This is a genomic window from Rhizobium sp. NZLR10, assembly GCF_019685125.1.
In the GTDB taxonomy this organism is placed as follows: domain Bacteria; phylum Pseudomonadota; class Alphaproteobacteria; order Rhizobiales; family Rhizobiaceae; genus Rhizobium.
In genome coordinates this window covers 127376-150563 of the sequence record NZ_JABDWE010000020.1, presented here as the reverse complement: position 1 = coordinate 150563, position 23188 = coordinate 127376, and the positions used below count along the sequence as shown (strand labels likewise).

The following is a 23188-nucleotide window of genomic DNA, read 5'->3' as shown; positions in this document are numbered from 1 at the left end:
AAGGTCGACATACGAAAACAGCGACCCCGTCCGATCATCCCCGCCGCGCATCCAAATTCCCTCGAAATCACTTGCAAGATGGAATCATGTGTCCAGCCCAAAAGCCAGTGGGTTTTTCAGCAGCCTGTTAGAGCGCGTCGCATCAAGCTTGATTCATGCGACGCGCTTTAGTCCTTTGTTTTATGCATGTCGTTATCCCGGAACCGCTGCACACTTCCGGGCGACCTGCATTGGGCAAAAGAAAAGCCGCCGGAAGGCCCGGCGGCTTGTCGGCATCCGCGATGCGCGGCGGATCAGCCTTCCGGCGGCGACTCGATCATACCGAGCGCGAGCAGGTAGGTGTCGAGGATGGCTTCCTCCTCCATGCGCTCCTGCTCGTCCTTCTTGCGCAGCGCCACGACCTTCTTCAGGATCTTGGTATCGAAGCCGGTTCCCTTGGCTTCGCCATAGACGTCCTTGATATCGTCGGCGATGGTCTTCTTTTCTTCTTCCAGCCGTTCAATGCGCTCGATGAAAGCGCGAAGCTGATCGCGGGCGACGCCATGAGCATCAGACATCGTGTTCTCCTGATTTTTCGGGTGATCAATTTGGATGCACGTGACTGCCGCGAAGCGGCGTCACGGTCAAGCCTGTTGTCGGCAAGCCAAGCTATTTGTGTGGGTTGTTCAGTTCAAAAGCAGCCTTTTGCACAGGCGAGGCCTCGTTCTGGTGAAGATTCTTCCAGTCTTCATACGGCATGCCATAGACCATCTCGCGCGATTCGTCCCGGGTAATTGGGACACCCTCAGCCTCGGCGGCTTCGCGATACCAGTTCGACAGGCAGTTGCGGCAAAAGCCGGCCAGGTTCATCAGGTCGATGTTCTGAACGTCGTTGCGCTCGCGAAGATGTGCGAGGAGGCGGCGGAAGGCTGCGGCCTCGAATTCGGTCTGCTGTGTTTTGCTGAGCGCGGTCATCTCGCTTTCCTTTCTTCACCAGGGGCCTTCGGGGGCCTTTCACTCAATAGGGACCTGTGCGCGACAGGTGGACGTCGTATTCGTGCAGGGCCGGATCGGCATTCATCGCTGCAAAGATCGGCGCCAGGCGTTCGGCCCATGCCGATATTCCGGCCTCGTCTGCGATCAGGTCCTGGCGCACCTCGAGCAGCGCGTGCGGAATGCCGGTGATCATGCAATGCTGGTACATGGTATCGCCCTTCAGCGCGCCGTCATAGGGTTCGTTATCGCCGACGACAAGATCGGGATCGGCGCGCAACCTCTGGAGCAGCGGGCCGACGGCGCGGTGGTCGCTATCCCAAAGCACGGCGGCGTGCCAGGGGCGGGGAATGCCCTTCCAGGCCGGGGTGAAGGAGTGCAGCGACAGCACCAGCGGCGCCCTGCCGGTGGCATTCGCCACCTTGTCGATCGTTGCGGCCACGGCGCCGTGATAGGGGCGATGAAAGGTTTCGATGCGGGCATTCCACTCCTGCGGCGTGATCGGATGATTGCCTGTTATGACGGCGCCGTCGGAGATCTTCATGATCAAGGTGGGATCGTCTTCGCCGCGGTTCGGGTCGATCAGCAGGCGCGAAAAGCCGCCGAGTACCGCGGGCACGCCGAGCCTCGCCGAAAGCTGCCGCGTCAGCCCCTCAATGCCGATGTCATAGGCGATGTGGCGGCCGAAGGCGGCGTCGGGCAGGCCGAGCCGGCCATATCGCGCCGGAAGGCGGTTCATCGCGTGATCTGCGAGGATCACCATGCCTTTGTCATGTTTGCCGGGTAGGATTTCGAAGGATTGGAAGTCGTCCATCAGGAATTGCCGTTTGTCATTGCGCAGTCGGTGGCAGTGATCGCATGCGTCTGCGCCACGTTCAAGCGCCGCAGGCGGACAGCGGTTGAGCCGGACCCTCGACGGGTGGTTTGTGAAAGGAAATATAATCGATTAGCATTGCGTTGACTTTCGCTTGACGGCGGCGCAAGAAGACACCGATACGAATAACCGTGGAGCTATTTGGGAGCCGTGTTGATCCAAGCCGCGCCAAGTTTCCTCACGCGGTCCGGACCGCTGGTCCGTCTCGCTCTGTTCGCTCTTGCAGCCATCATGCCGTTTTTCATCGCAGATGCCGCACGCGCCGATTTTCGCGTCTGCAACGGAACGCAAAATCTCGTCGGCGTCGCGATCGGCTACCGGGCCAAGGATGGCTGGATGACCGAGGGCTGGTGGCAGGTGCCGGCAACGACCTGCGCCACGTTGATCGAGGGAGAATTGCAGTCGCGTTATTATTACCTCTACGCAGAGGACGCCGCCCGGGGAGGACGATGGACGGGCGACGTGCAGATGTGCGTGGCGGAAAACGAGTTCAAGATTACGGGTGTGCAGGATTGTTATGCCCGCGGTTACCAGAAGATGGGATTCAAGGAATATGATACGGGCCGCCAGGGTAGCTGGATGGTCCAACTCTCCGACACCCCAGGGACGCAAGAAAGCCAGAATTGATGAAGCGTAATCGCAAAATTAAAATCCTCGCCACCCTCGGGCCTGCCTCCGCCGAGGAATCGATGATCGAGAAGCTGCACCAGGCCGGTGCCGATGTCTTCCGCATCAACATGAGCCATGCAAGCCACGACCTGATGCGTACGCTGATCCAGCGCATCCGCTCGGTTGAAGCGCGCTGCGGCCGGCCGATCGGCATTCTCGCTGACCTGCAGGGACCGAAACTGCGTGTCGGCAAGTTCGTCGACAGCAAGGTCGACCTGAAGCCCGGCCAAACCTTCACGCTCGACAACAACGAAGCGCTCGGTGATCAGAACCGCGTCTTTCTGCCGCATCCCGAGATCCTGGAATCGGTGCAGCCCGGCCACCGCCTGTTGATCGATGACGGCAAGCTCGCGCTCCGCGCCGAAAAATGCGACGGCAAGAGCATCGTCACCACTGTTATTTCGGGCACGCGCATCTCCGACCGCAAGGGCGTCAGCCTTCCCGACACGCTGCTCGGCGTCGGCGCACTGACAGACAAGGACCGCGCCGACCTCGACGCCGTGCTCGCCACCGACGATGTCGATTGGGTGGCGCTGTCCTTCGTCCAGCGTCCCGATGACCTTGCCGAAGTGCGCAAGATCGCCCGTGGCCGTGTCGGCCTGATGTCGAAGATCGAAAAGCCGCAGGCGCTCGAGCGTATCGAGGAAATCATCGAGCTTTCCGACGCGTTGATGGTCGCCCGCGGCGATCTCGGGGTCGAAATGCCGCTCGAATCGGTTCCCGGTATCCAGAAGCAGCTGATCCGCGCCTGCCGCCGTTCGGGTAAGCCGGTGGTCGTCGCCACGCAGATGCTGGAATCGATGATCTCCTCGCCGGTGCCGACGCGCGCCGAAGTTTCCGACGTCGCAACCGCCGTCTTCGAAGGTGCGGATGCCGTCATGCTCTCGGCCGAATCCGCTTCCGGCGATTATCCGGTCGAGGCCGTCTCGACCATGGCGTCGATTGCCACCGCCATCGAGCGCGAGCCGCATTATCCCGGCATCATCTACGCCCAGCGTGCCCAGCCCGAAGCGACCGGCGCCGATGCGATCTCGCTTGCTGCCCGTCAGATCGCCGAGACGCTGAAGCTGTCGGCGATTGTCTGTTACACCTCGTCGGGCACGACGGGCCTTCGCGCCTCGCGCGAGCGGCCGCAGGTGCCGATCCTGGCGCTGTCGCCGATCATCAAGACGGCACGCCGCCTTGCCGTCGTCTGGGGCCTGCATTGCGTCGTCACCCATGACGCGACCGATCTCGACGACATGGTCAACCGCGCCTGCCGCATCGTCGCCGACGAAGGCTTCGGCAAGCCGGGCGACCGCATCATCATCTCGGCCGGCGTGCCGCTCGGCACGCCCGGCGCCACCAATATGATCCGCATTGCCTATATCGGCTCCGACGGCCAAAGCGGCATCTGATCCGATCGGTCCGTTTGAAAGCCCGCTGCCTCAAGAGGCGGCGGGCTTTTTCTTTGACAGGACAGCATTGCTAAGCGCTGCTGTGCGTGCAAGTTTCGATCCCTGGATTGGGAGGGATCATCATGGATATCGTCACGCTTCTGGCTTTTGCAGCCGTTTCTTTTGTCGGTATCGCCACACCGGGGCCGACGGTGCTGCTGGCGCTGACCAATGGTTCGAGGCATGGCCTGCGCCGGGCGATTGCCGGCATGATCGGCGCGGTGCTTTCCGATTTCGTGTTGATCGGCGCCGTCGCGATCGGCCTCGGCGCCTTGCTGGCGGCATCGGAATTCTGGTTTTCAATGCTGAAATGGGCGGGTGCTGCCTATCTCGCCTTTCTCGGCATTATGCTGCTGCGCTCGAAGGGCACGATCGATGCGGCGCTGAAATCCGGGGCGTCTTCGGGGGCTATATCTCCCTTCTCGATCGGACTGAAGAGCTTCATGGTCGCGGCGACCAATCCGAAGGGCTATTTGTTCTTCTCGGCCTTCCTGCCGCAGTTCATCAATCCCTCCCTGCCACAGGCAACGCAATATGCGCTGCTCGCGCTCACCTTTGCCGCACTCGATTTTCTCATCATGTTCGGCTACGCCTTTTTCGGCTCGCGGGCGGTGCGTTTCCTGAAAACCTCAGGCGTCCTATGGTTGGAACGGGCTTGCGGCGGCGCGCTGTTGGCGCTTGCCGGCTCGCTCGCCTTTTATCGCCGGGCAACCGCTTGAACTCATGCTCGAGCCAGCGACAGGTGACCGACGCGATAGGCCTGCGTGTGCGCGTCAATTTCAGGAATTTCTCGCCATAGCCTGAAGCGCACCCGCGTCCATGTCGTCGGTTCGAAGCCGGAGACCGAGGCGAGTGCGCCGCCGGTCACGACGTCGGCTGCAGCCTCCGCGCTGTCGGCACGGCGGATTTCGGCAAGCGGCGCGTAGGGCTCGATATGCAGTATATCGCGCGTGGCAAATCTGGCCGCGGCGATGTCGGGCGAGATTTCTGCCTGCCAGACGATCCAGGTCCTCACCTGCGGCCAGCCGAAGGCGCCGGTGAGTGTTTGGAAAGCCGGGCCGCAGAGGAAGTCGCTTGCCCCTTCCGGCTCTTGCCAGAGATAGAAGGGCGCATAGAGATTGTCGCGGCTGCCGAATTCGCCCTTAAGGGCCCTGAGATAGGCCTTGAAGCCGAGATTGGGAAAGCCGTCGAGCAGCGGACCTTTGTCGCGGATACGATGGTCGATGATCGACATGTCGTAATCGGCCGGCAGCGTGAAGCTGTACTGCATGGCGATCATGACCGTGCCTCCACCGGCTGCAGCCATTCGACGATGCTGCCGTTTTCGGCCGGCTGGATGCTGATATAGCTGAAAGGACTGTCATCGGCTGCGCCATGCCAGTGGCGCTCGCCGGGGGCAAACCAGACGGCGTCGCCGGCGCGCAGTTTCTCGACGGGACCACCCTTGCTCTGTGCCAGCCCATGACCCGAAAGCACGTAGAGCAACTGGCCCTTGGGGTGCGTATGCCAGCGTGTGATAGTGCCGGGATCGAGTGTCGCGCGCATTGCGGTGTTCTCACCGTCGGCCCCGCCTTCGAGCAACATTTCGACCCAGAAAGGCGCCGTTGCAACGCCTTCCGGCGAGCGCACCGCCCTGCCGGGGCGCCTGATGGTCATCGTCTTCGGGTTCAACGTGGTCATTGCCGGCCTCCGACCGTCCGCAGCCGCCAGTCGGGATCGGCCATCTGGGCGATGCCGTTGCCGAAGGACCAATCATCCGGTGCGCTGGTGCTGATGACGATCATCACATCCTCGGGCCGGAGGCCCGGCGATTGCGCCAGAAGTTCGCCGAGCCGCCGATAGAGCGCAGCCTTCATCTCGGCTGTCCGGGGTCTGCCGATCGTGATCGAGATGTAGACGAAATCGTCGGAGCGGGGACCGGCGAGGTAGCTGCGGTCGAAGATCAGCTCGTTCTCATCATGCTGATGGATGGCCTGGAAGCGGTCGTTTTCGGGCACGTCGAAGGTCTCGACCAAGGCACGCTGGATGTTGTCGGCCAGTGCGGCGAGATAGTCCGACGACTTGCCTTTGCGAAGCGAAATTCGAACGAAGGGCATCTGGATCTCCATGGTTCAGGCCGTTCGTCGGCCTTGACAGCAGAACCATCGCACAGCACAATGATGCTGAAAATCAGAAAGTTATGGATCGATGATCCTGAAAAATGGGATTATAGAATGCGGCGGACAATTTTCGATCTCGATGTGCTCCGTACCTTTTCGACCGGTATGGAGCTCGGCAATTTCGCCAAGGCGGCCGAAAGGCTCGGGCGTTCCACCTCGGCGGTCAGCGCGCAGCTGAAGAAGCTGGAGGAGCAGGCCGGCACGCCGATCTTCCGCAAGGTGGGGCGCGGCCTGGCGCTGACCGACGCCGGCGAGACGATGCTCGGTTATGCCAGGCGGCTGCTGGAACTCAACGACGAGGCGGCTGCGGCCGTGCACAGCGTCGAGCTGGAGGGCTGGGTGCGGCTCGGCCTGCAGGAGGATTTTGGCGAAAACCTGCTGCCGGAGGTGCTCGGCCGCTTCGCGCGTGCCCATCCGAAGGTCCGCATCGAAGCGCGGGTGGTGCGCAATGCCGAACTGCTCGAGCGCGTCACCTCAGGCAAGCTCGATCTGGCGCTTGCCTGGAGCGATGGCACACGGACTTCGCATTGCGAGCAGATTGGCGAGGTGCCGATGCGTTGGATTGGACCTGTCGAGGGAGCCCCGGGCTGGCATGCGGCAAGCGGTGAGCCGATGCCGCTCGCTTCGCTGGAGGCGCCATGCCTATTGCGAAGTGCTGCGACCCGGGCACTTGACGAGGGGGGCATTTCCTGGCGTCTCGCCTTTGTCAGCCCCAGCCTCGGCGGTCTCTGGGCAGCGGCGGCGGCGGGCCTCGGCATCACCATCCGTACACCGATCGGCCTGCCGGCAAAGGTCCGACCGCTGGCGCCGGAGACGATTGGCCTGCCTGATTTGCCAAAGCTCGGTTTGGTCCTGCATCGGGCCGAAGCCGAACCGCAACCGGCTGCGGCCCGGCTTGCCGAACTCGTGCTGCAATCGGTGCATGGCGCCCTGCGCGGGACGGCGGCCTGACACATCACATCTGCCGTTGCTGTAGGGCGGTGCGCCGAATTGCCTGCGGCGGCTGGCCGAAAGCGCGCAGGAAGGCACGGCGCATGCGCTCGTGATCCCCAAAGCCGGTTTCGCGGGCAACGACGTCGATCGGGTGGCGGCCCTGCTCCATCATCAGGCGGGCGGCTTCCAACCGCAGGTTCTCAACTGCCTTGGCCGGTGATTGTCCGGTCTCGGCGCGAAAGGCGCGGCTAAACTGGCGGAGGCTAAGGTGGGCCGCTTCCGCCAGTTCCTCAACTGGCAGCGCCGATTTCAGATTGCTGCGGGCGTAGGCGAGTGCCTTCTGGATGCGGTCCGATTTGGGCTCCAGTTCCAGAAGGGCGGAAAATTGCGACTGGCCGCCGGCCCGGCGATGATAGACGACGAGCTTGCGGGAAATGGCACGGGCCACCTCGAAACCGTGATCCTTCTCAACCATCGCCAAAGCCAGATCGAGACCGGCCGTCATACCGGCCGAGGTCCAGACGGAACCGTCGATGATGAAGATCCGGTCTTCTTCCATTTTTATTTTTGGATATCGGCTTTGCAGTTGGCGCGAGACATACCAATGCGTCGTCGCCCGACGGCCGTCGAGAATGCCGGCTTCGGCAAGAAAGAAGGCGCCGGTGCAGATCGAGGCCAAGCGACGGGTAGCGGGCAGGGCGGCGCGGATGAAGTCGGCTTCTGCTGCGCTCGGCAGCCTGACGCCAGGCGCTCCCGCCACGATCAGCGTGTCGAGGGCCGGGTCGCCAAAGGCCTCCGTCTCCATCACCATGCCAAGCGAGTTGGCAATCGACCCACCATGTTCAGAGAGATAATGGATGTCGTAAGCCTTTTCCTCAAAGTCGATATTGGTGAACTCGAAGGCGGAAACGGCCGCCAAGCTCATAATCTGGAAGCCGGGATAGAGCAGAAAGCCAATTCGTTGCACGATCATCAGATCCCAAATGATGTCCTGAAAGGTGGTATATATGACATTCAGGACATGCGCAATCGGGCGTAAGACTCTCCTCAAGCGCAGGGCATCAGGCCAGGGCGTATTCAAGGAGACGGATCATGACACAGGAACAGAAGGGCACGGCGCTGGTGACCGGTGCATCCTCGGGCATCGGCGCAGTCTACGCCCATAGGCTGGCGAAGCAGGGTTACGACCTCATCATCGTCGCCCGCAACGGCGAACGGCTGAAGTCGCTGGCAAGCCGGTTGACGGCGGAAACCGGCCGGACGGTCGAGACTGTCGTGGCCGATCTCGGCGACAAGACAGGCCTCGCCCGCATCGAAGGCGTACTGAAGGAAGACCGGAGCATTACGCTTCTCGTCAACAACGCCGGCGTCGGCGGAACGGCGCCGCTGCTTTCCTCCGATGTCGACAAGATGCAGGCGATGATCGAGCTCAATGTGACGGCGCTGACACGGCTGACCTATGCCGTCGTGCCGGGTTTCGTCGCCCGCGGCGGCGGTACGATCATCAATATTTCTTCCATCGTCGCGATCTCCCCAGAGATGCTAAATGGCGTCTATGGCGGCACGAAAGCCTTCGTACTCGCCTTCAGCCAGTCGCTGAAGCATGAGCTGGCGGAAAAGAACATCCGCATTCAGGTCGTGCTGCCCGGCGCCACTGCGACGGAATTCTGGGGCATCGCCGGCACGCCGGTCGAGTATCTGCCGAATGAGATCGTGATGTCTGCAGAAAACATGGTCGATGCGTCGCTCTCGGGCCTCGGGCAGGGCGAGTTCGCAACGATCCCGTCACTCGAGGATGCAGGCCTGCTTGCCGCCTACGAGGAGGCGCGTCAGGCGTTGATGCCGAACCTGTCTCGCACCGTGCCGGCGGAACGCTACAAGATCGCATGACGGTCGCCGATGAAAGACCGTCCGCCGCTGCTGCTGCGGACGGGTCACGGGCGTTCCTGAAATCCGAGGCCGTTTACAGCCTGCGCCGACACGGTATCTCAGCCGAAGCGTCCCAGCGCCATGGCGAAGATATCGGCATCGACATTGCCGCCTGAGGTAACGGCGACGACGGTGTCGCTTTCCAGCGCCTCGCCATGGAAGAGGGCGGCAGCAAGCGCCACCGCCCCGCCGGGCTCGACGACGATCTTCAGCCTGACGAAGGCGAGCGCCATGGCGCGCAGCGCCTCATCGTCGGTGACGACGATGCCGGCGCCGGCGAGACGCTTGAGGATCGGGAAGGTGATATTGCCAGGCTGCGGCGTGAGGATCGCATCGCAGATCGAGCCTGCTGTCGACGCATTACGTTCGATCCTGCCGGAGGCGAGCGAGCGGGTGGTGTCGTCGAAATCCTTGGGCTCGCAGGGGCGGACGCGAAAGCCGGGGGCGCTGGCTTCGAGTGCGAGCGCGATGCCGGAGGTCAATCCGCCGCCGCCGCAGGGAACGAGGACTTCAGCTGACGTCACGCCTTCCTCTTCCGCCTGCTCTGAAATCTCCAGACCGGTCGTGCCCTGACCGGCGATTACCAGCGGTTCGTCGAAAGGCTTGATCAGTGTCAGGCCGCGTTCGGCCGAAAGCCTCGCGCCGATCTCGTCGCGATCCTCATTGACACGGTCGTAGAGGACGACGTCGGCGCCGAAGGCGCGGGTGTTGGCGATCTTCAGCTTCGGCGCATCGCTCGGCATGATGATGACCGAGGGCACATTGTGCAGCTTTGCGGCAAGCGCGACGCCCTGGGCATGGTTGCCGGAGGAGAAGGCGATGACGCCCTTGGCGCGCACGGCCGGATCGAGGCCGGAGACGGCCGACCAGCCGCCGCGAAACTTGAACGAGCCGGAATGCTGCAGGCATTCCGCCTTCACGAACAGGCGCCGGCCGGCGATTTCGTTGAGGAAGGGGGAGGAGAGAAGCGGCGTACGCCTGATGTGACCGCGCAGACGGGCGCGGGCGGCGACAATCATTTCAATGCTGACCATTCGGGAATCGTCCTGCTTGCGGGTTCGCTCTTGCTTAGGGTGCGGCAAGCGACTTGTGAACGGCGACTTTGTCACCGTGACATGAATGGTGCATCGCGTTTGCCGCTCGCTGAAAGCTGCCGACGTCAGTAGCCGTTGGCCGAACCCTCCGCCGCGCGGCTGTCCATGGCCCCATTATACCGCGCACCGCCGCCCTTTTCGGTGGCGGCGAGGCTTTTGCCGCCGACGAGGATGCCGGCGGCCTGGCCCCAGAGCGGCGCGTCATTGCCGCCATCGAAGCTGTAGCCCATGGCGGCGAGGGTCTTTTCCGTATCGGGCGACAGCGCATAGGGTTCGAGATAGACCTTGTCGGGCTGCCATTGATGGTGGATACGCGGCGCGTTCACCGCCTGGCTGATATCCATGCCGAAATCGACGACGTTGAGGATCGCCTCCAGCGTAATGGTGATGATACGCGAGCCGCCGGGGCTGCCGATCACCATGAAGGGCTTGCCGTCCTTGGTGACGATCGTCGGGCTCATCGAGGAGAGCGGTGTCTTCTTCGGAGCGATGGCATTCGCTTCGCCCTGCACCAGGCCGTAGAGGTTCGGCACGCCGGGCTTGGAGGTGAAATCGTCCATCTCGTTGTTGAGCAGGACGCCGGTGCCCGGTGCCACGACGGCGGCGCCAAAGGAGCCGTTCAGCGTATAGGTGACGGCAACGGCATTGCCCTCGTCGTCGATGATCGAATAATGCGTCGTCTCGGTACTTTCCTTGCCGCCGAGCGGTTTGAGGTTGGCGGAAGTGCCAGCCTTGTAGGGATCGATCTTGGCGTCGATTTCCTTGGCATAGGCCTTGTCGATGAGTTTTTCGACCGGATTCTCGACGAAATCGGGGTCGCCGAGCGCAGCATTGCGATCGACATAAGCATAGCGCATGGCCTCGACCATGACATGGACGGTGTCGGCTGAACCGTAGCCCAGGTAGGAAAGTGGATAATTTTCGAGAACGTTGAGGATCTCGCAGATGATGACGCCGCCGGAGGAAGGCGGCGGTGAGGAGATGATGTCGTAGCCGCGATAATTGCACTCGACCGGCTTCAACTCGCGCACGGCATATTGCTCGAAATCCTCCTTGGCGAGGATGCCGCCCTTGGCCTGGCTTGCCTTGACGATCGCCTCGGCGGGTGCTGCCTTATAGAAGGCGTCCGGACCTTTTTGGGAGATGCCTGCCAGGACCGCGGCAAGGTCGGGCTGCTCGAGCTTTTCGCCCGATGCATAAGGTTTGCCGTCGGGTTTCAGGAAGATCTTCGCCGCCGCCTCGTCTTTGGCGAGCCGCTTGGCGCTGCCGGCGAGGCTCGCGGCGTCGCCCTGTTCCAGCGTGAAGCCCTCCGTGGCGAAGCGCAGTGCCGGTGCGATCAAATCCTGGCGCGACTTTGTACCGTATTTCTCGCGGGCGGTTTCGAAGCCCATGACGGAGCCTGGAACGCCAACGGCAAGATAACCGTCGAGGCTGGCGCGCGGCACGATATCGCCCTTGGCATCGAGATACATGGTCTTCGTGGCGGCGAGCGGCGCACGTTCGCGAAAATCGAGGAAGGTCTTCGTGCCGTCCTTCAGGCGGATGGTCATGAAGCCGCCGCCGCCGAGGTTGCCGGCCGAGGGATAGACGACCGCCAGCGCATAACCGACGGCGACGGCTGCATCGACGGCATTGCCGCCGCCCTTCAGCACCTCGACGCCGACATTGGTCGCCAGGTGCTGGGCAGTGACGACCATGCCGTGCTCGGCTTCGACAGGGGCAGGCGAGGCGGCGAGCGCCGGAGTCAGGCACAGCGACAGGGCTGATATGACGGAGATCGTCCCGATATGCAGGCGGCCCATGACTTCCCCTCTAGTGGACAATGATGGGAAGCATATGGGGCTGCGGCGGCCCGAGGCAATGCAAGGTTTGGCTTTAGGCGAGAAGCTCGGCGAGTTTCCGGTTGGTGTCCTCATCATCCAGCGGGGTATAGACAACGAGCTTCATCTCCGGCCGGCTCGTCAGCGTCAGCGCTGTATGCTCGAAGCACATGCGGCCTTTTACCGGATGGTCGATGCGCTTGATACCCGACAGCGGGCTGACGACTTCGTGGCGCTGCCACCAGTCACGAAATTCAGAGCTTGCCTGTTTCAGCAGGGCGATCAGTCGCTCGAAATCCGGATCACCGGCATAACGCGCGCTGTCGGCGCGAAACATCGCCAGCGAGACGCGGGCAACCGCCTCCCAATCGACGAGGAGCCGACAATGCGTCGGGTCGGCGAAGAGGCGATGCATGATGTTGCGCTCGTCACGGTCGAGCGTGTCATAACCGCCGAAGAGTACTTCGGCGGCGCGGTTCCAGGCGAGCACATCCCAGCGGCGGCCAAGCACATAGGCCGGTTGGTGCGTGAGGTTGGCGAGTATACGCTGCAGCGGTTCGTCGACGCATTCGGGTATGCTGGATACTGTCTGCGACGCCTGGCGGTCATTGAGGGTGAAGAGATGTTGGCGTTCGGCCTCGTCGAGACGCAGCGCATCGGCAAGGGCATTGAGCACCTGTGCGGAGGGGCGGACGTCGCGGCCCTGTTCCAGCCATGTGTACCAGGTAGTGCCGACGCCGGCGAGCATGGCGAGCTCCTCACGCCTCAAACCCGGCGTGCGTCGCCGAAAACCCTCTGGCAAGCCGACCTCGAACGGCGTCAGCCGCTCGCGACGAGAGCGCAGGAAGGCCGCGAATTCACGGCGGCGGGCTTCGAATGTGTCGGCTCTCTGGTCCATGCCAGGGATCATATCAGTATCGATACCAGGATAAAAACAGAACTGTTTGACGTTTCCAGGCGGCGCATGATGCAGGCGTCGCTGGTGGTCGAAGCGCCTGCGGCTCGATTAATTTAGGAGCAGCATCATGTCTTTACAGCATGTCGTCGTCATCGGCGGTTCTTCCGGCATCGGCCTCGCCACGGCGAAATTATTTTTGAAACAGGGATATACGGTCACCATTGCGGGCCGCGACGGCGAAAAGCTTGCCGCAGCAAAAGCATCGCTCGACGGCGATCTGCGCAGCCTCGTGCTTGATGCGACGGATTTTTCCACACTCGGGCAGGCCTTCGCCGGAATTGGCGCGTTCGGTCATCTGGTGCTGGCGATGGGCAGTGGTCACGGCGCCGGACCTTTTGCGACGCTCGACATGGCGGATCTGCTTGCCGGGTTCCAGAGCAAGCTCATTCCGCATGCCGCGGCGGCGCAGGCGGCATTGCCAGTGCTTGAGCCGGGCGGCAGCATCACTTTCGTTTCGGCGGTCAGCGCGCAGGCCGCGATGCCCGGCACGGCTGGCCTTGCGGCCGTCAATGCCGGCATCGAGGCGATGGTGCCGGTGCTGGCCGCCGAATTGAAGCCGCTGCGCGTCAACGGCGTTTCACCTGGGGTCGTCGATACGCCGTGGTGGGGTTTCCTGCCGCCCGAGCAGCGTGGCGGCGTGTTTGCGGACTTTGCCAGCCGCACGCCGGTCGGCCGCGTCGGCAGGCCCGAGGACATCGCGGAGGCGATCGCCTTCCTGATCGGAAACGGCTTCATGAGCGGCCACGTCATCACCTGCGACGGCGGTGTGCGTCTCAGCGCCTGATGCAGGTTTAATGCATGTTGCCCGGAAGTGTGCAGCGGTTCCGGGATAACGACATGCATAAAAACAAAGGACTGCAGCGTTGCCGCCGAGAAACGCGAGCCGGAGAGGTCATACGCCCGTCTGGGCGCCAGGCCCCAACGAGGGTACGGTTCCAAGCGTTTGATCGCGTGATGCGGCGGCAAGTCTCTCTTCGGCTCTGCGGGCGATTGCCTGCAGGTCGCGTGGCTTGCCGGCGATTTTTTCGATGGCGGCAATGGCGACATCGGTTGCGAGATAATCCGGCTTGTGGCCGACACCGCGAACGGTAATGAGCTCGGAGCCTGTTATGTCGCGGGCCAGGCCGCGCGAATGCAGGTGCTCCCACACGATCTCGTCGCTGTCGCCTGTTATGATCACGGTCGGCGCGGTGATCCGCGCATAGAGCGGCGACTGTTCCTTCACATAGGCAAGCAGTCTTTTAAAATCGGCCGCGTTGCTGTGGAAAGCGTTGGGTCGCAGCACCAGCGACGGACCGGTCTTTTCGATGTAATCGGCCGGGCGTGGATTGGGGCGGAAAATATTCAGTGTGCCGCGTTCCACCCGGCTCAGCCCGAGGGGCACGACGATCGCGTGGTTGAAGAGCCAGCCGAGGATCGGCACGGTTGCGACGTGATAATACCAGTCGATGCCGCCGGGCCAAGGGTGGGTGGCGGGTGCGAGGAAGAGCAGGCCTGATGTCTTATCGGGATGGCGCAGGCCGAAGGCGGCTACGATCGCACCGCCGAAGGAATGGCCGACGATAACAGCCCTTTCGATGCCGCGCTTTTCCATCAGCCTGGCGATCGCATCGGCCTGACCGGAAGGAACCGCGTTTTCAGGACCGCCGCGTTCGGAATAACCGTGGCCGGGACGATCGACGAACAGCATTTCCGCCCGGCCTTCGAGATCGGCGCGGAAGGCAACGATTTGGTCGAGCAGATTGCCGCTGGCGCCGTGAATGAAGACGAGCGCCGGCAGATCCGCATTTTCGGGACGCTCGATATGGACGGCGTTCATTCGGTAGCCGCCGACATCCGTCAGTTCGCCGATATTCGGATAGGCATATTCGAATTGCCGCGCCTTGTAGGAGGAGAAACCGATGGCGGCGGCGAGCGGGGCGAGAAGAGCGGAAACTTCTGCAAACATGATCTTAACGGCCGATAGTTTTGCCGAGAGCGGACGCGCTGCGTCGTTTCCCGTCTACAGTTCTAAATTGCGCGGCTTGGCTGGAGGTCAAGATCGGCGAGCCGAGATCAGGTGCGGTTGCCGGCGAGTTTTTCCGCAAGCGTGTTGACCTGTTCCTGGGCGGTGCGCTCGGCGGGATAGACATCGAGGAAACGCTCCCAAGCCTTCAAGGTCAGCTGGTCGTTGCCGGAGTTGCTGAGGATCGCCGCCATGCCGGAGAGCGCGCCGAAATGGCGCGGCTCGAGATCGAGCACGTGTTCGATATCCGACATGGATTTGCGATAATTGCCCATGACGAAGTTCAGCGTGGCGCGGCGGTTCCAGCTTTCAGCATAATCGGGCTTCAGCGCGATCGCCTCGTCGAGGAAATCGAGGGCGGCGGGATTGCGCTTTTCCTCGATTGCCTTGTCGGCCCACTGCATCAGCAGATTGACAGTGGCGCTGCCGGAATCGTTCCATTCCATGCGGATTTCATTGGCGATGCCGTTGGCCTTGTCAGGGTCGCGCTCGCGTTTCAACTGGCTGAAGAGTTGGTCGAGGTGTTGCTTCGGCGAATTGGTGACGTCCGTCTGCTCGACGATGACGTTCTTCTCCGCCGCAGCGGCCGGAAAGGCGGAAGTGAGGAGGATGAGGGCGAGCGGCAGCGCCGCTGACGTCAAAGCAAAAAAGCGCATGGCGGACATATTAGCCCGCCAACGCCGAAGATCAAACAAATTTGACGTGATCACCGCAGCGACCCACCGGATATATCTGCCGAGGCAACTGCGCGGCAAGGCGATCCGGGCGCGCGAAATCAGCCCTGACGAGCCTTGAAGCGCGGATTCAGCTTGTTGATGATATAGATGCGTCCCTTGCGGCGAACCAGACGGTTGTCACGGTGACGAGCCTTGAGCGACTTGAGCGAATTCTTGATCTTCATTTTTCTGATCCGCGATCTCTATGGGGGAATTCACATTCGCCCGTATCTTTAACAATCAAAAGCGCGCCATCGGGCGCGCTGTTTAGGTGGGGGAGCAGATACCCCGTCACCTTTTCCGTGTCAACCGCATGACGGTGTTTTTCCCAAGGCGCAAGGGTGTTTTCTCAGCCCAAAACCGGCGATTTCGGCGTCAAGGTGGTGACATGCCCCATCTTGCGGCCGGGGCGCCACTCGGTCTTGCCGTAGAGATGAACCAGCGTATCCGGACGCTGCAGCCAGTTGGGAACGGCCAGGATATCGTCGCCGATCAGGTTCTGCATGATGCAGTCGGAATGACGTCCAGCGTCTCCCAAAGGCATTCCGGCAACGGCGCGGATATGCTGCTCGAACTGGCTGACGACGCAGGCGGCCTCCGTCCAGTGACCGGAGTTGTGGACACGCGGCGCCATCTCGTTGGCAATCAGGCCGCCATCGACAAGCACGAAGAATTCGATGCCGATGACGCCGACATAGTTCAATGCTGCGAGGATCTTTTCGGCCGATCGGCGCGCGGCGTCCGCCGTCGTCGGCGAGATCGTAGCGGGAACCGTCGAGGTGTGGAGAATGCCGCTGCGATGGACATTCTCGGCGGGATCGAAGCAGACGACCGTACCGTCCGTGGCGCGCGCAGCGATAATCGAGATCTCGCGCTCGAAGGCGACGAAGCTTTCCAGGATGAGCGGCACGGCCCCGAGCGCGGCATAGGCGCCATCCGGGCTGTCGGCCACTGAGCGAAAAACCTTCTGGCCCTTGCCGTCATAACCGAGACGGCGGGTCTTCAGCACGCCCTGGCCGCCGAAATCCTCAAGCGCCATTTCGAGATCGGTCTGGCTGTCGATCGCGTGGAAGCGGGCGGTGGTTATGCCGCAGCCGTTGAGAAAACGCTTTTCGACGAGGCGGTCCTGGGCGGCCTCCAGCGCCTTCGGCGGCGGATAGACGGCCACGCTGGCCGAGAGCGTTTCGGCGGCTTTAACGGGCACGTTCTCGAATTCGTAGGTAACGACATCGCAGACATCGGCGAGTTCGGCGAGTGCCGCCGGATCGTCATAGGCGGCGGTAATTTGCCGGTTGGCGAGCTGGGCGGCCGGGCAGTCCGTCTGCGGCTCGAGAATGACCGTGCGAAAATTCAACCGGGCGGCGGCAATGGCCAGCATGCGGCCGAGCTGGCCGCCGCCGATGATGCCGATCGTTCTTGCCGTCATAGGTCGTCCATCGGGTATTCGGCGACTGCAGCACTTTGGCGCTCGCGCCACTCGTCGAGCCGGTCGGCGATTTCTTCGTCGGAAAGGGCAAGTACGGCGGCGGCGAGGAGGGCAGCGTTGACCGCGCCGGCCTTGCCGATGGCGAGCGTCCCCACAGGGATGCCGGCCGGCATCTGCACGATGGAAAGAAGGCTGTCCTGGCCCGACATGGTTTTGGACTGGACCGGCACGCCGAAAACCGGCAGCGGCGTCATCGATGCGGCCATGCCCGGCAGGTGGGCGGCGCCGCCGGCGCCGGCGATGATGACCTTGAAGCCCTCCGTGCGGGCGCCCTTGGCAAAATTGAACAGCCGGTCGGGTGTGCGGTGCGCCGAAATGATGCGCGCGTCATAAGGGATTTCCAGCGCCTCCAGTGTGTCGGCGGCGTTTTTCATGGTCTCCCAGTCGGACTGGCTGCCCATGATGATGGCGACGGACGGTCTGTCTGTCATCATTGCTGCTATCCCCTCAGGCGATGATGTCAGGGATGATCTGATCTTCCAGCTTGGAGAGCCTGTCCTTGATGACAAGCTTCTTCTTCTTCATGCGCTGGACCCGCAGAGCATCGCATCCTATCTGGATCATGGCGTTGATCGCGGCGTCGAAATCCTCGTGCTCCTGGCGCAGACGCGCCACAATGAGCCTGATTTCCGCCTGTTCCTGATCGGCCATATGCATTCCCCGTTATCGTCCTCGGACCTTGTCCGATCTGCCGATGATTTCCGCAAGCTCCTATCACCAAATACAGGTAACGGCTAGTTAGTCTTGATCATGAAATTGCCATCCAGTCTCCATCTTTTGGCCTTCGACAAGCATTCAAAAATATGTCACAGTCCGCCGCGTTGACACCTTGATCCCCGACGATGATGGCCGGGGAGGGTAAGAGGAAGGAAGGGTCAAATGACAGTTCAAGCTCATCTTGAATCACTCCAGAAAAAGCATGTCGCTCTTGAGGAGGAGTTGCATACGCTCAGAACAGCTCCCTCTATCTCCGATACGGAAATTGCCGAATGCAAGCGCCGCAAGTTGCGCATCAAGGACGAGATTATGCGTCTCAAGTCATCCGTCCACTGATCTTCCCAAGGGTCGCCGGTCGACCATCTTGCGAACGAAAAGGTAAATCCATCCATTCCGCCTGAAATCAGCAAGAACCGGTGATTTTACACCAGATTTGCGCCAGCCCGATGCCTGCAGCATCGCGGCTGGCGCTTTTGGGTCGTAGGCTTTGAGCAGCGGTGCATCATAAGCATCATGTCCCACAGTCTCGGGGGAGCAGGCATCAAGCCCAGAACTGATCGAGCCACAAATTAAGCTTGTCGAATCCGCGGTTATTGACAGTGTAAATGCGCTTCGTGCCTTCAGAGGTCACTGAGACGAGATTGCTTTCGAGCAGCGCCTTCAAATGTTGCGACACGGCCGGGCGGCTGATCGGCAGACCCTCGGCGAGCTCGTTGACTGTCCGTGGCGCGCGGCGCAGTTCCTCCAGCAGAAACCGCCGGTTCGGATCGGCAATCGCAGAGAAAGGGTCCGTGTTCGACATGGCGGGAACGCTACGGCAAACCGGCCGGTCCAGCAAGGAAATTGTGCATTGCAGCGTACTACAGCGCCGCTGTTACACTTAGAATTGCCGACTCTACCAGCCAAGACCCTCGCGCACGATCAGGAAGGCGGCGATCAGGGCCATCGCATACATGAACGGATAAAAGATCGCCGGCTTCATACGGCGCACGCACCAGGCGCCGGCAATGGTGGCGAGCGGAGCGAAGGGCAGAAGCGTCGCGGAGGTCGCAAGATTTTGGGTGTCGAGCTGGCCGAGCGCGAAATAGGGGATCAGCTTGATGGCGTTGAGGATCGCGAAGAAGCGCACGCTTGTGCCGGTATATTCGCGCGGCTGTAGCTTGAGCGGCAGGGCATAGATCTGGAAGGGCGCACCGCCGGCATGGGCGACAAAGCTGCCGTAACCAGAAAATGTGCCCCAGAGGCCGGCGGCCACCGGTCGCTGGCCGCGCGGCGGGATTATCTTGCCGGCGCCCGGGCCGTAATTGTTCCAGAAATAGCGCAGGCAGAAGAGAATGGTCACCGCGCCGATGACGATGCGCAGAATATTGCCCGGAACGAGCGCCGAAGTCGCCCAGCCGAGCGCGATGCCGAAGATTGCCCCCGGCAGCATGATCTTCAGCGTCGCCCAGTCGCCATGTCTGCGCCAGATGACGAGCGAGATCATGTCCATGAAGACCAGGATCGGCAGCAGGATCGCCGCCGCCTCGACCGGCGAGACGACGAGGGCGAGGAATGGCAGGCCGATCAGCGACAAAGCGTCGCCCATACCGCCCTTTGCGAGGCCTACCAGCAGAACGGCGGGCACGGCGGCGTAGTAGAATGACAAATCCTGCGGCATGCTTTCGACGTCCTCCTCTTGCAAGCCTCGTCTAACGGAACTACTCACACAAAACGAGTGCGGATCCCTCCTTTCGAAGGGGAATTCGCAGGAAACGGAAAGACCCCATGACCGAACCGGAAAACCGCTGCCGCCTTGTGCTCATCACACCTGATATCGCCGATGCCGATGAACAGGCAAGGATCGTTGCCGACGCGCTGAGGGGCGGCGATGTCGCCTCGGTGATCGTGCCGCAATACGGGCTTGACGATGGCACCTTCCAGAAACATGCGGAAAAACTGGTGCCGCTGATCCAGAGTGCCGGAGCGGCCGCGCTAATTTCAGGCGACAGCCGTGTGGCGGGACGGGCAAAGGCCGATGGCCTGCACCTTTCCGGCAATGCCGAGGCGCTTTCGGAAGCGATCGAAAAACATGCGCCGAAGCTGATCGTCGGCGGCGGTAACGCAGCCGACCGCCACAATGCACTGCAGATCGGCGAAGTCAGGCCCGACTATATCTTTTTTGGCAAGCTCGACGGCGATATCAAGCCGGAGGCCCATCCGAAGAACCTTGCGCTTGGCGAATGGTGGGCCTCGATGATCGAGATTCCTTGCATTGTCATGGGCGGCACCGATCCTGCTTCGGCGCTTGCCGTCGCCGAGACCGGAGCGGAGTTCGTGGCACTGCGGCTGGCAGTCTTCGGCGAACCCACCCGAGCGCCATCGATCGTCGCCGAAGTCAACGCGCTGCTTGACGAAAAAGCGCCACGGTTTGAGGATTGAAATCGCGCTCATGCCGATCCCGACCGCCCCCCTGTTGAAATTTATCCTTGCCAGCATGGCCGCCCTCGTTGCGGCCGGGCCGGATGTCGTCCTGGCGCAGGCCACCGACAGCGTCATCAGCCAGCCGGGCTCGGCGCCGGCTTCGACTTTCCGCACCGACCGGCCCTCCGGTCCGGTGGTGAGGCCTTCCGATGGTGTCGGCGTGTTCGACCGCATGGGTGCGAAGCTGCCTGACCTGCCGCCGGAGAAGGATTACAAGGGGCCGGTCGACGAGGCTTACGGCGCCTTCCAGCGCGGCTATTATCTGACGGCTATGGACAAGGCGCTGCCGCGCGCCCAGCTCGGCGATGCGGCGGCGCAGACGCTGATTGGCGAAATCCTCTCGCAGGGCCTCGGTGTCAAGAAGGACGTGAAGAATGCTGCCTTCTGGTACGGCAAGGCGGCCGAAGGCGGCGATGCGGCGGCAATGTTCAAGTATGCGCTGATCCTGATGGAAGGCGAAGGCGTGCCGCGCGACAAGGTCAAGGCCGACGACTACATGCGCAAGGCGGCCGAAGCCGGCAATCCTTCGGCGGAATTCAACTGGGCGCAGCTTCTCATCGCCGACAATCCCGGCGAGAAGGGGCTGAGGCTTGCGCTGCCGTTCTACGAGAAATCGGCCGAGCAGGGCATTGCCGATTCGCAATATGCCGTGGCGCAGATCTATTCGACGCTGAAGGACTTGCCGGAGGAAAAGAAACAGCTCGCCCGAGAGTGGATGGCACGTGCGGCGCGCGCCGGCTTTGACACGGCCCAGCTCGATCTCGGGATCTGGCTCGTCAACGGCGTCGGCGGACCGAAGGATTACGTCAAGGGCTTCGAATGGCTGAAACTTGCCGCCAATGGCGGCAACGTCGCCGCACAGAACAAGCTCGCCCACCTTTATATCAACGCCATCGGCACGGCGCCCGATCCGGTCGAGGCGGCGAAGTGGTACGTCCTGTCGCGCCGGGCTGGGCTCGCCGATCCGTCGCTTGAGGATTTCTATCTCGGCATCGAGGACGATCAGCAGAAAGCGGCGATCGAGGCGGCCAACAAGTTCCGGCGGCGATAGCAGGCGCACGTCCAACTGAAGCGCGTCGCGATCTTCAGATTCGCTTGTCGCGCTTTAGCTTATTGTTTTTACGGATGTCGTTATCCCAGAACCACCGGGCACTTTGTTTGAATTTGCTCTAGAAAAGCGCGTCGGCGAACAGATCCTCGTCGTTTTCGGCTTTGCCGATCTCGGCTGGAGCGGGGGTGCTGTCTTCGCTCGCCGGGATGATGTCGCGATGAATGTTTCGCTCCTGGGCCATCGTATAGTGCTTGAAGATTTTGCGATCGAGCGGCGCGATCACCTCAGCGAGGTCGGAGATATCGGCGATATCGGTGCCGGCAACGCCTTCGAGCAGATCGGCGCAGCGGGCAAGGACTTCGCCGAGATCATGCTGGAAATCGAGCTTGCCAATCAGCAGGCTGATTTTGGTGGCGACCTCGCGGCCGTTCTCGGCGAGTACCTTCAGCTCGTTTTCCATCGCGTTGGCCGCAGAGCGGATGTTGCCGACGGCCGACGTCAGGCTTTCTCCCAGGCCGCCAGGCTCGGCGTCCGTGGCGGGGGCGACCCGCCCGGCCGCGGCTTCGAGCGCCGGCAGGCCGTTGACGATGGCGTCGGCGGAATCATCGAGCTTGCCGGCAAAGATGCGTAGTTCGGCGGTGACAACGTTGATCGACTTGCCTTCCTCGCCGAGGCGGCTGCAGCGCAGGTTGGTATTCAAAGCCATATAGTGAATGTCGGTCTTGACGGCGCGGATGTTGCCGATCGCCTCGAAGAGCTTGGCGGCCGTGCCGATCGTCGACTGGCTCACCTGGTCGGCCTGGCGGCTTGCCGTATCGACCTGCTTGACGATTTCGTGGGCGGCCGAAACGCTGGATTCCAGCGCGCGCATGAAGTTGCCGCCGGCTTCGCCGCTCTCGCCGCTCATCTGATCGCGCAGCTTGAGGATCTCCCGCATATCGTGGTCGAAACTTGCTATCGTCTTGACGACGTTCTCCGAATCCCGCTGGAAATTTGCGCACATGTCGCTCATCTGCGCTGCGGTCAAATGGTGAATGATGTTCTGGAGGCGCTGGCGCGCGCCGGCGTCGAGGCTTGCGCCATCCTCGCCGGCAAAGAAATCGTCAAGCAGCGAAAAGGTGGCCTGCACATGCTCGATGCGCTGGCGGGTGATGTCGCCGATCTGCAGGGCCGATAGAGTCGAGGCGACTTTACTCTGGACGGCGCGTGCAATTGCGCCGACGTCGCGGGCGATGACGCCGAGATCTTTGCGGTGCCCGGCGATCTTGGCTGCATCATCGCGCAGGGCTCCGGCAACCGCCGGAACGGTATCGGCATATCCCTTGGAAACGCTGGCGCCGAAAGAGGCTGCGAGCTTCACCTCCTTGTCGAGGCTGTCGAGATGGGTGGCGAAGCGGTTGACCTCATCGGTGCCGGAATAAATGCGCTCCAGGATCTCCTGGGCGAAGCCGGCGAATTCGGCAAGGCCGGCACCGGTGATCTTCACGGTCACGGCGAAGGTTCTGAGATAACGCATCGTCTCCTGCATGTCGGAGACATGCTTGCGTAGCTCCCTGCCGGTATGCGCCAGCGAGACGAGCGCCTGCTGACGGTTTTCTTCGGTGACCGGCAGCGCTGTCAGGCTCTCCACGGTGGCGCTGAGACCGGCGCTGGTGTCGCTCGCTTCCTTGTTGTCGAGCGTCGTGGTGACGCTCTCGAGCGAATTCAGCAAGCGGTTGAGGACATCCATCACCGACAGCAGCACGGTGCCGCCTTCGAGGAAGCGTTCCTCGACCTGGCTGCGGGCGGATTCCAGGGTCTGGCTGATGTCCCGCCCTGACGTGTAGGTTGCAGCGTTCGATGTTACCAGGGCGTGTGCCACTTTTATACCTTTTCTTAGAACACAGGCGATTTGACTCTATTTTTA

General features: G+C 62.0%; 28 protein-coding genes. 9 read left to right on the top strand and 19 right to left on the bottom strand.

What is annotated here, in order from left to right:
• Positions 1–293 precede the first annotated feature (293 nt).
• The 3 genes from HJB82_RS26215 to HJB82_RS26205 form a co-directional block, all read right to left on the bottom strand.
• Positions 294–557, bottom strand: coding sequence for a DUF2312 domain-containing protein (locus HJB82_RS26215; RefSeq protein WP_007631616.1), 264 nt, complete (start codon positions 555–557; stop codon positions 294–296).
• 91 nt (positions 558–648) lie between these two features.
• A complete protein-coding gene (locus tag HJB82_RS26210) occupies positions 649–954 on the bottom strand; it encodes a DUF1244 domain-containing protein (RefSeq protein ID WP_207581746.1) in 306 nt (101 codons plus the stop codon).
• Between the two features lie 43 nt (positions 955–997).
• Positions 998–1786 (bottom strand): N-formylglutamate amidohydrolase, encoded by a 789-nt coding sequence (locus tag HJB82_RS26205; protein ID WP_207581745.1) that lies wholly within the window; start codon positions 1784–1786, stop codon positions 998–1000.
• A 201-nt stretch (positions 1787–1987) separates the two neighbouring features.
• On the opposite strand from HJB82_RS26205, the gene HJB82_RS26200 reads away from it, so the two are divergent.
• The 3 genes from HJB82_RS26200 to HJB82_RS26190 all read left to right on the top strand — a co-directional run bounded on the left by HJB82_RS26200 (position 1988) and on the right by HJB82_RS26190 (position 4670).
• On the top strand, positions 1988–2473 hold the full coding sequence (locus tag HJB82_RS26200) for a DUF1036 domain-containing protein (RefSeq protein WP_089152718.1): 486 nt from the start codon (positions 1988–1990) through the stop codon (positions 2471–2473).
• The gene (gene pyk, locus HJB82_RS26195) at positions 2473–3912 is read left to right on the top strand and encodes a pyruvate kinase (protein ID WP_207581744.1); all 1440 of its coding nucleotides are present in this window, start codon (positions 2473–2475) and stop codon (positions 3910–3912) included. Before HJB82_RS26200 ends, pyk begins: the two co-directional genes overlap by 1 nt.
• A 122-nt stretch (positions 3913–4034) precedes the next feature.
• Positions 4035–4670 carry a LysE family translocator gene (locus tag HJB82_RS26190; RefSeq protein ID WP_221141917.1) on the top strand — a complete coding sequence of 212 codons (636 nt, stop codon included), beginning with the start codon at positions 4035–4037 and terminating at the stop codon, positions 4668–4670.
• A 2-nt stretch (positions 4671–4672) separates the two neighbouring features.
• Here the strand turns inward: HJB82_RS26190 and HJB82_RS26185 are convergent, their stop codons facing one another.
• From HJB82_RS26185 to HJB82_RS26175, 3 genes are read right to left on the bottom strand one after another with little or no spacing between them, the layout of a single operon-like run.
• Positions 4673–5230 (bottom strand): DUF4865 family protein, encoded by a 558-nt coding sequence (locus HJB82_RS26185; protein WP_207581742.1) that lies wholly within the window; start codon positions 5228–5230, stop codon positions 4673–4675.
• Positions 5227–5631, bottom strand: a complete 405-nt coding sequence (locus tag HJB82_RS26180; protein ID WP_207581741.1) for a cupin domain-containing protein — start codon at positions 5629–5631, stop codon at positions 5227–5229. The genes HJB82_RS26185 and HJB82_RS26180 overlap by 4 nt, the downstream gene beginning before the upstream one ends.
• Entirely contained in the window at positions 5628–6047 is a 420-nt protein-coding gene (locus HJB82_RS26175) for a tautomerase family protein (RefSeq protein WP_207581740.1), read from the bottom strand. The genes HJB82_RS26180 and HJB82_RS26175 overlap by 4 nt, the downstream gene beginning before the upstream one ends.
• Positions 6048–6164: 117 nt before the next feature.
• Between HJB82_RS26175 and HJB82_RS26170 the strand changes: the two genes are divergently transcribed.
• Positions 6165–7061: a LysR substrate-binding domain-containing protein gene (locus tag HJB82_RS26170; protein WP_221141916.1), complete on the top strand. Its 897-nt coding sequence runs from the start codon at positions 6165–6167 to the stop codon at positions 7059–7061.
• Positions 7062–7065: 4 nt separating this feature from the next.
• On the opposite strand, the gene HJB82_RS26165 is transcribed toward HJB82_RS26170, so the two are convergent.
• The gene (locus HJB82_RS26165) at positions 7066–8010 is read right to left on the bottom strand and encodes a GlxA family transcriptional regulator (RefSeq protein WP_409201855.1); all 945 of its coding nucleotides are present in this window, start codon (positions 8008–8010) and stop codon (positions 7066–7068) included.
• A gap of 125 nt (positions 8011–8135) precedes the next feature.
• Between HJB82_RS26165 and HJB82_RS26160 the strand changes: the two genes are divergently transcribed.
• Complete coding sequence (locus tag HJB82_RS26160; protein WP_221141913.1) at positions 8136–8933, top strand: SDR family oxidoreductase; 798 nt, start codon at positions 8136–8138, stop codon at positions 8931–8933.
• 98 nt (positions 8934–9031) lie between these two features.
• Here HJB82_RS26160 and HJB82_RS26155 read toward each other — a convergent pair whose 3' ends face one another.
• The 3 genes from HJB82_RS26155 to HJB82_RS26145 form a co-directional block, all read right to left on the bottom strand.
• Positions 9032–10006, bottom strand: coding sequence for a threonine/serine dehydratase (locus HJB82_RS26155; protein ID WP_221116413.1), 975 nt, complete (start codon positions 10004–10006; stop codon positions 9032–9034).
• Positions 10007–10131: 125 nt separating this feature from the next.
• A complete protein-coding gene (ggt, locus tag HJB82_RS26150; RefSeq protein ID WP_221141911.1) occupies positions 10132–11868 on the bottom strand; it encodes a gamma-glutamyltransferase in 1737 nt (578 codons plus the stop codon).
• Between the two features lie 73 nt (positions 11869–11941).
• Entirely contained in the window at positions 11942–12796 is an 855-nt protein-coding gene (locus tag HJB82_RS26145) for a helix-turn-helix transcriptional regulator (protein ID WP_207581734.1), read from the bottom strand.
• A 115-nt stretch (positions 12797–12911) separates the two neighbouring features.
• On the opposite strand from HJB82_RS26145, the gene HJB82_RS26140 reads away from it, so the two are divergent.
• The gene (locus HJB82_RS26140; protein ID WP_221141908.1) at positions 12912–13628 is read left to right on the top strand and encodes an SDR family oxidoreductase; all 717 of its coding nucleotides are present in this window, start codon (positions 12912–12914) and stop codon (positions 13626–13628) included.
• A gap of 108 nt (positions 13629–13736) precedes the next feature.
• Here HJB82_RS26140 and HJB82_RS26135 read toward each other — a convergent pair whose 3' ends face one another.
• The 6 genes from HJB82_RS26135 to HJB82_RS26110 all read right to left on the bottom strand — a co-directional run bounded on the left by HJB82_RS26135 (position 13737) and on the right by HJB82_RS26110 (position 17702).
• Positions 13737–14792: an alpha/beta fold hydrolase gene (locus HJB82_RS26135; protein WP_221141907.1), complete on the bottom strand. Its 1056-nt coding sequence runs from the start codon at positions 14790–14792 to the stop codon at positions 13737–13739.
• Between the two features lie 107 nt (positions 14793–14899).
• Positions 14900–15514 (bottom strand): hypothetical protein, encoded by a 615-nt coding sequence (locus HJB82_RS26130; RefSeq protein ID WP_207581731.1) that lies wholly within the window; start codon positions 15512–15514, stop codon positions 14900–14902.
• A 110-nt stretch (positions 15515–15624) separates the two neighbouring features.
• Entirely contained in the window at positions 15625–15750 is a 126-nt protein-coding gene (gene ykgO, locus HJB82_RS26125; protein WP_003566454.1) for a type B 50S ribosomal protein L36, read from the bottom strand.
• Between the two features lie 164 nt (positions 15751–15914).
• Positions 15915–16991 carry a 5-(carboxyamino)imidazole ribonucleotide synthase gene (locus HJB82_RS26120; RefSeq protein WP_207581730.1) on the bottom strand — a complete coding sequence of 359 codons (1077 nt, stop codon included), beginning with the start codon at positions 16989–16991 and terminating at the stop codon, positions 15915–15917.
• On the bottom strand, positions 16988–17482 hold the full coding sequence (gene purE, locus HJB82_RS26115; protein WP_164008565.1) for a 5-(carboxyamino)imidazole ribonucleotide mutase: 495 nt from the start codon (positions 17480–17482) through the stop codon (positions 16988–16990). Before purE ends, HJB82_RS26120 begins: the two co-directional genes overlap by 4 nt.
• A 16-nt stretch (positions 17483–17498) precedes the next feature.
• A complete protein-coding gene (locus HJB82_RS26110; protein ID WP_164008191.1) occupies positions 17499–17702 on the bottom strand; it encodes a YdcH family protein in 204 nt (67 codons plus the stop codon).
• Positions 17703–17930: 228 nt separating this feature from the next.
• Here HJB82_RS26110 and HJB82_RS26105 point away from each other — a divergent pair, with 228 nt between their 5' ends.
• Positions 17931–18104 (top strand): YdcH family protein, encoded by a 174-nt coding sequence (locus HJB82_RS26105; protein ID WP_007631579.1) that lies wholly within the window; start codon positions 17931–17933, stop codon positions 18102–18104.
• A 205-nt stretch (positions 18105–18309) separates the two neighbouring features.
• Here HJB82_RS26105 and HJB82_RS26100 read toward each other — a convergent pair whose 3' ends face one another.
• Together HJB82_RS26100 and HJB82_RS26095 are read right to left on the bottom strand one after the other, a co-directional pair.
• Entirely contained in the window at positions 18310–18570 is a 261-nt protein-coding gene (locus tag HJB82_RS26100; protein ID WP_164008189.1) for a helix-turn-helix transcriptional regulator, read from the bottom strand.
• 93 nt (positions 18571–18663) lie between these two features.
• Positions 18664–19428: a sulfite exporter TauE/SafE family protein gene (locus tag HJB82_RS26095; RefSeq protein ID WP_207581729.1), complete on the bottom strand. Its 765-nt coding sequence runs from the start codon at positions 19426–19428 to the stop codon at positions 18664–18666.
• Positions 19429–19535: 107 nt separating this feature from the next.
• Here HJB82_RS26095 and HJB82_RS26090 point away from each other — a divergent pair, with 107 nt between their 5' ends.
• Together HJB82_RS26090 and HJB82_RS26085 are read left to right on the top strand one after the other, a co-directional pair.
• On the top strand, positions 19536–20189 hold the full coding sequence (locus HJB82_RS26090) for a thiamine phosphate synthase (RefSeq protein ID WP_207581728.1): 654 nt from the start codon (positions 19536–19538) through the stop codon (positions 20187–20189).
• Positions 20190–20199: 10 nt separating this feature from the next.
• Positions 20200–21282 (top strand): tetratricopeptide repeat protein, encoded by a 1083-nt coding sequence (locus HJB82_RS26085; protein ID WP_207581727.1) that lies wholly within the window; start codon positions 20200–20202, stop codon positions 21280–21282.
• Positions 21283–21400: 118 nt separating this feature from the next.
• On the opposite strand, the gene HJB82_RS26080 is transcribed toward HJB82_RS26085, so the two are convergent.
• Positions 21401–23143: a chemotaxis protein gene (locus tag HJB82_RS26080; protein WP_221141905.1), complete on the bottom strand. Its 1743-nt coding sequence runs from the start codon at positions 23141–23143 to the stop codon at positions 21401–21403.
• Positions 23144–23188 lie beyond the last annotated feature (45 nt).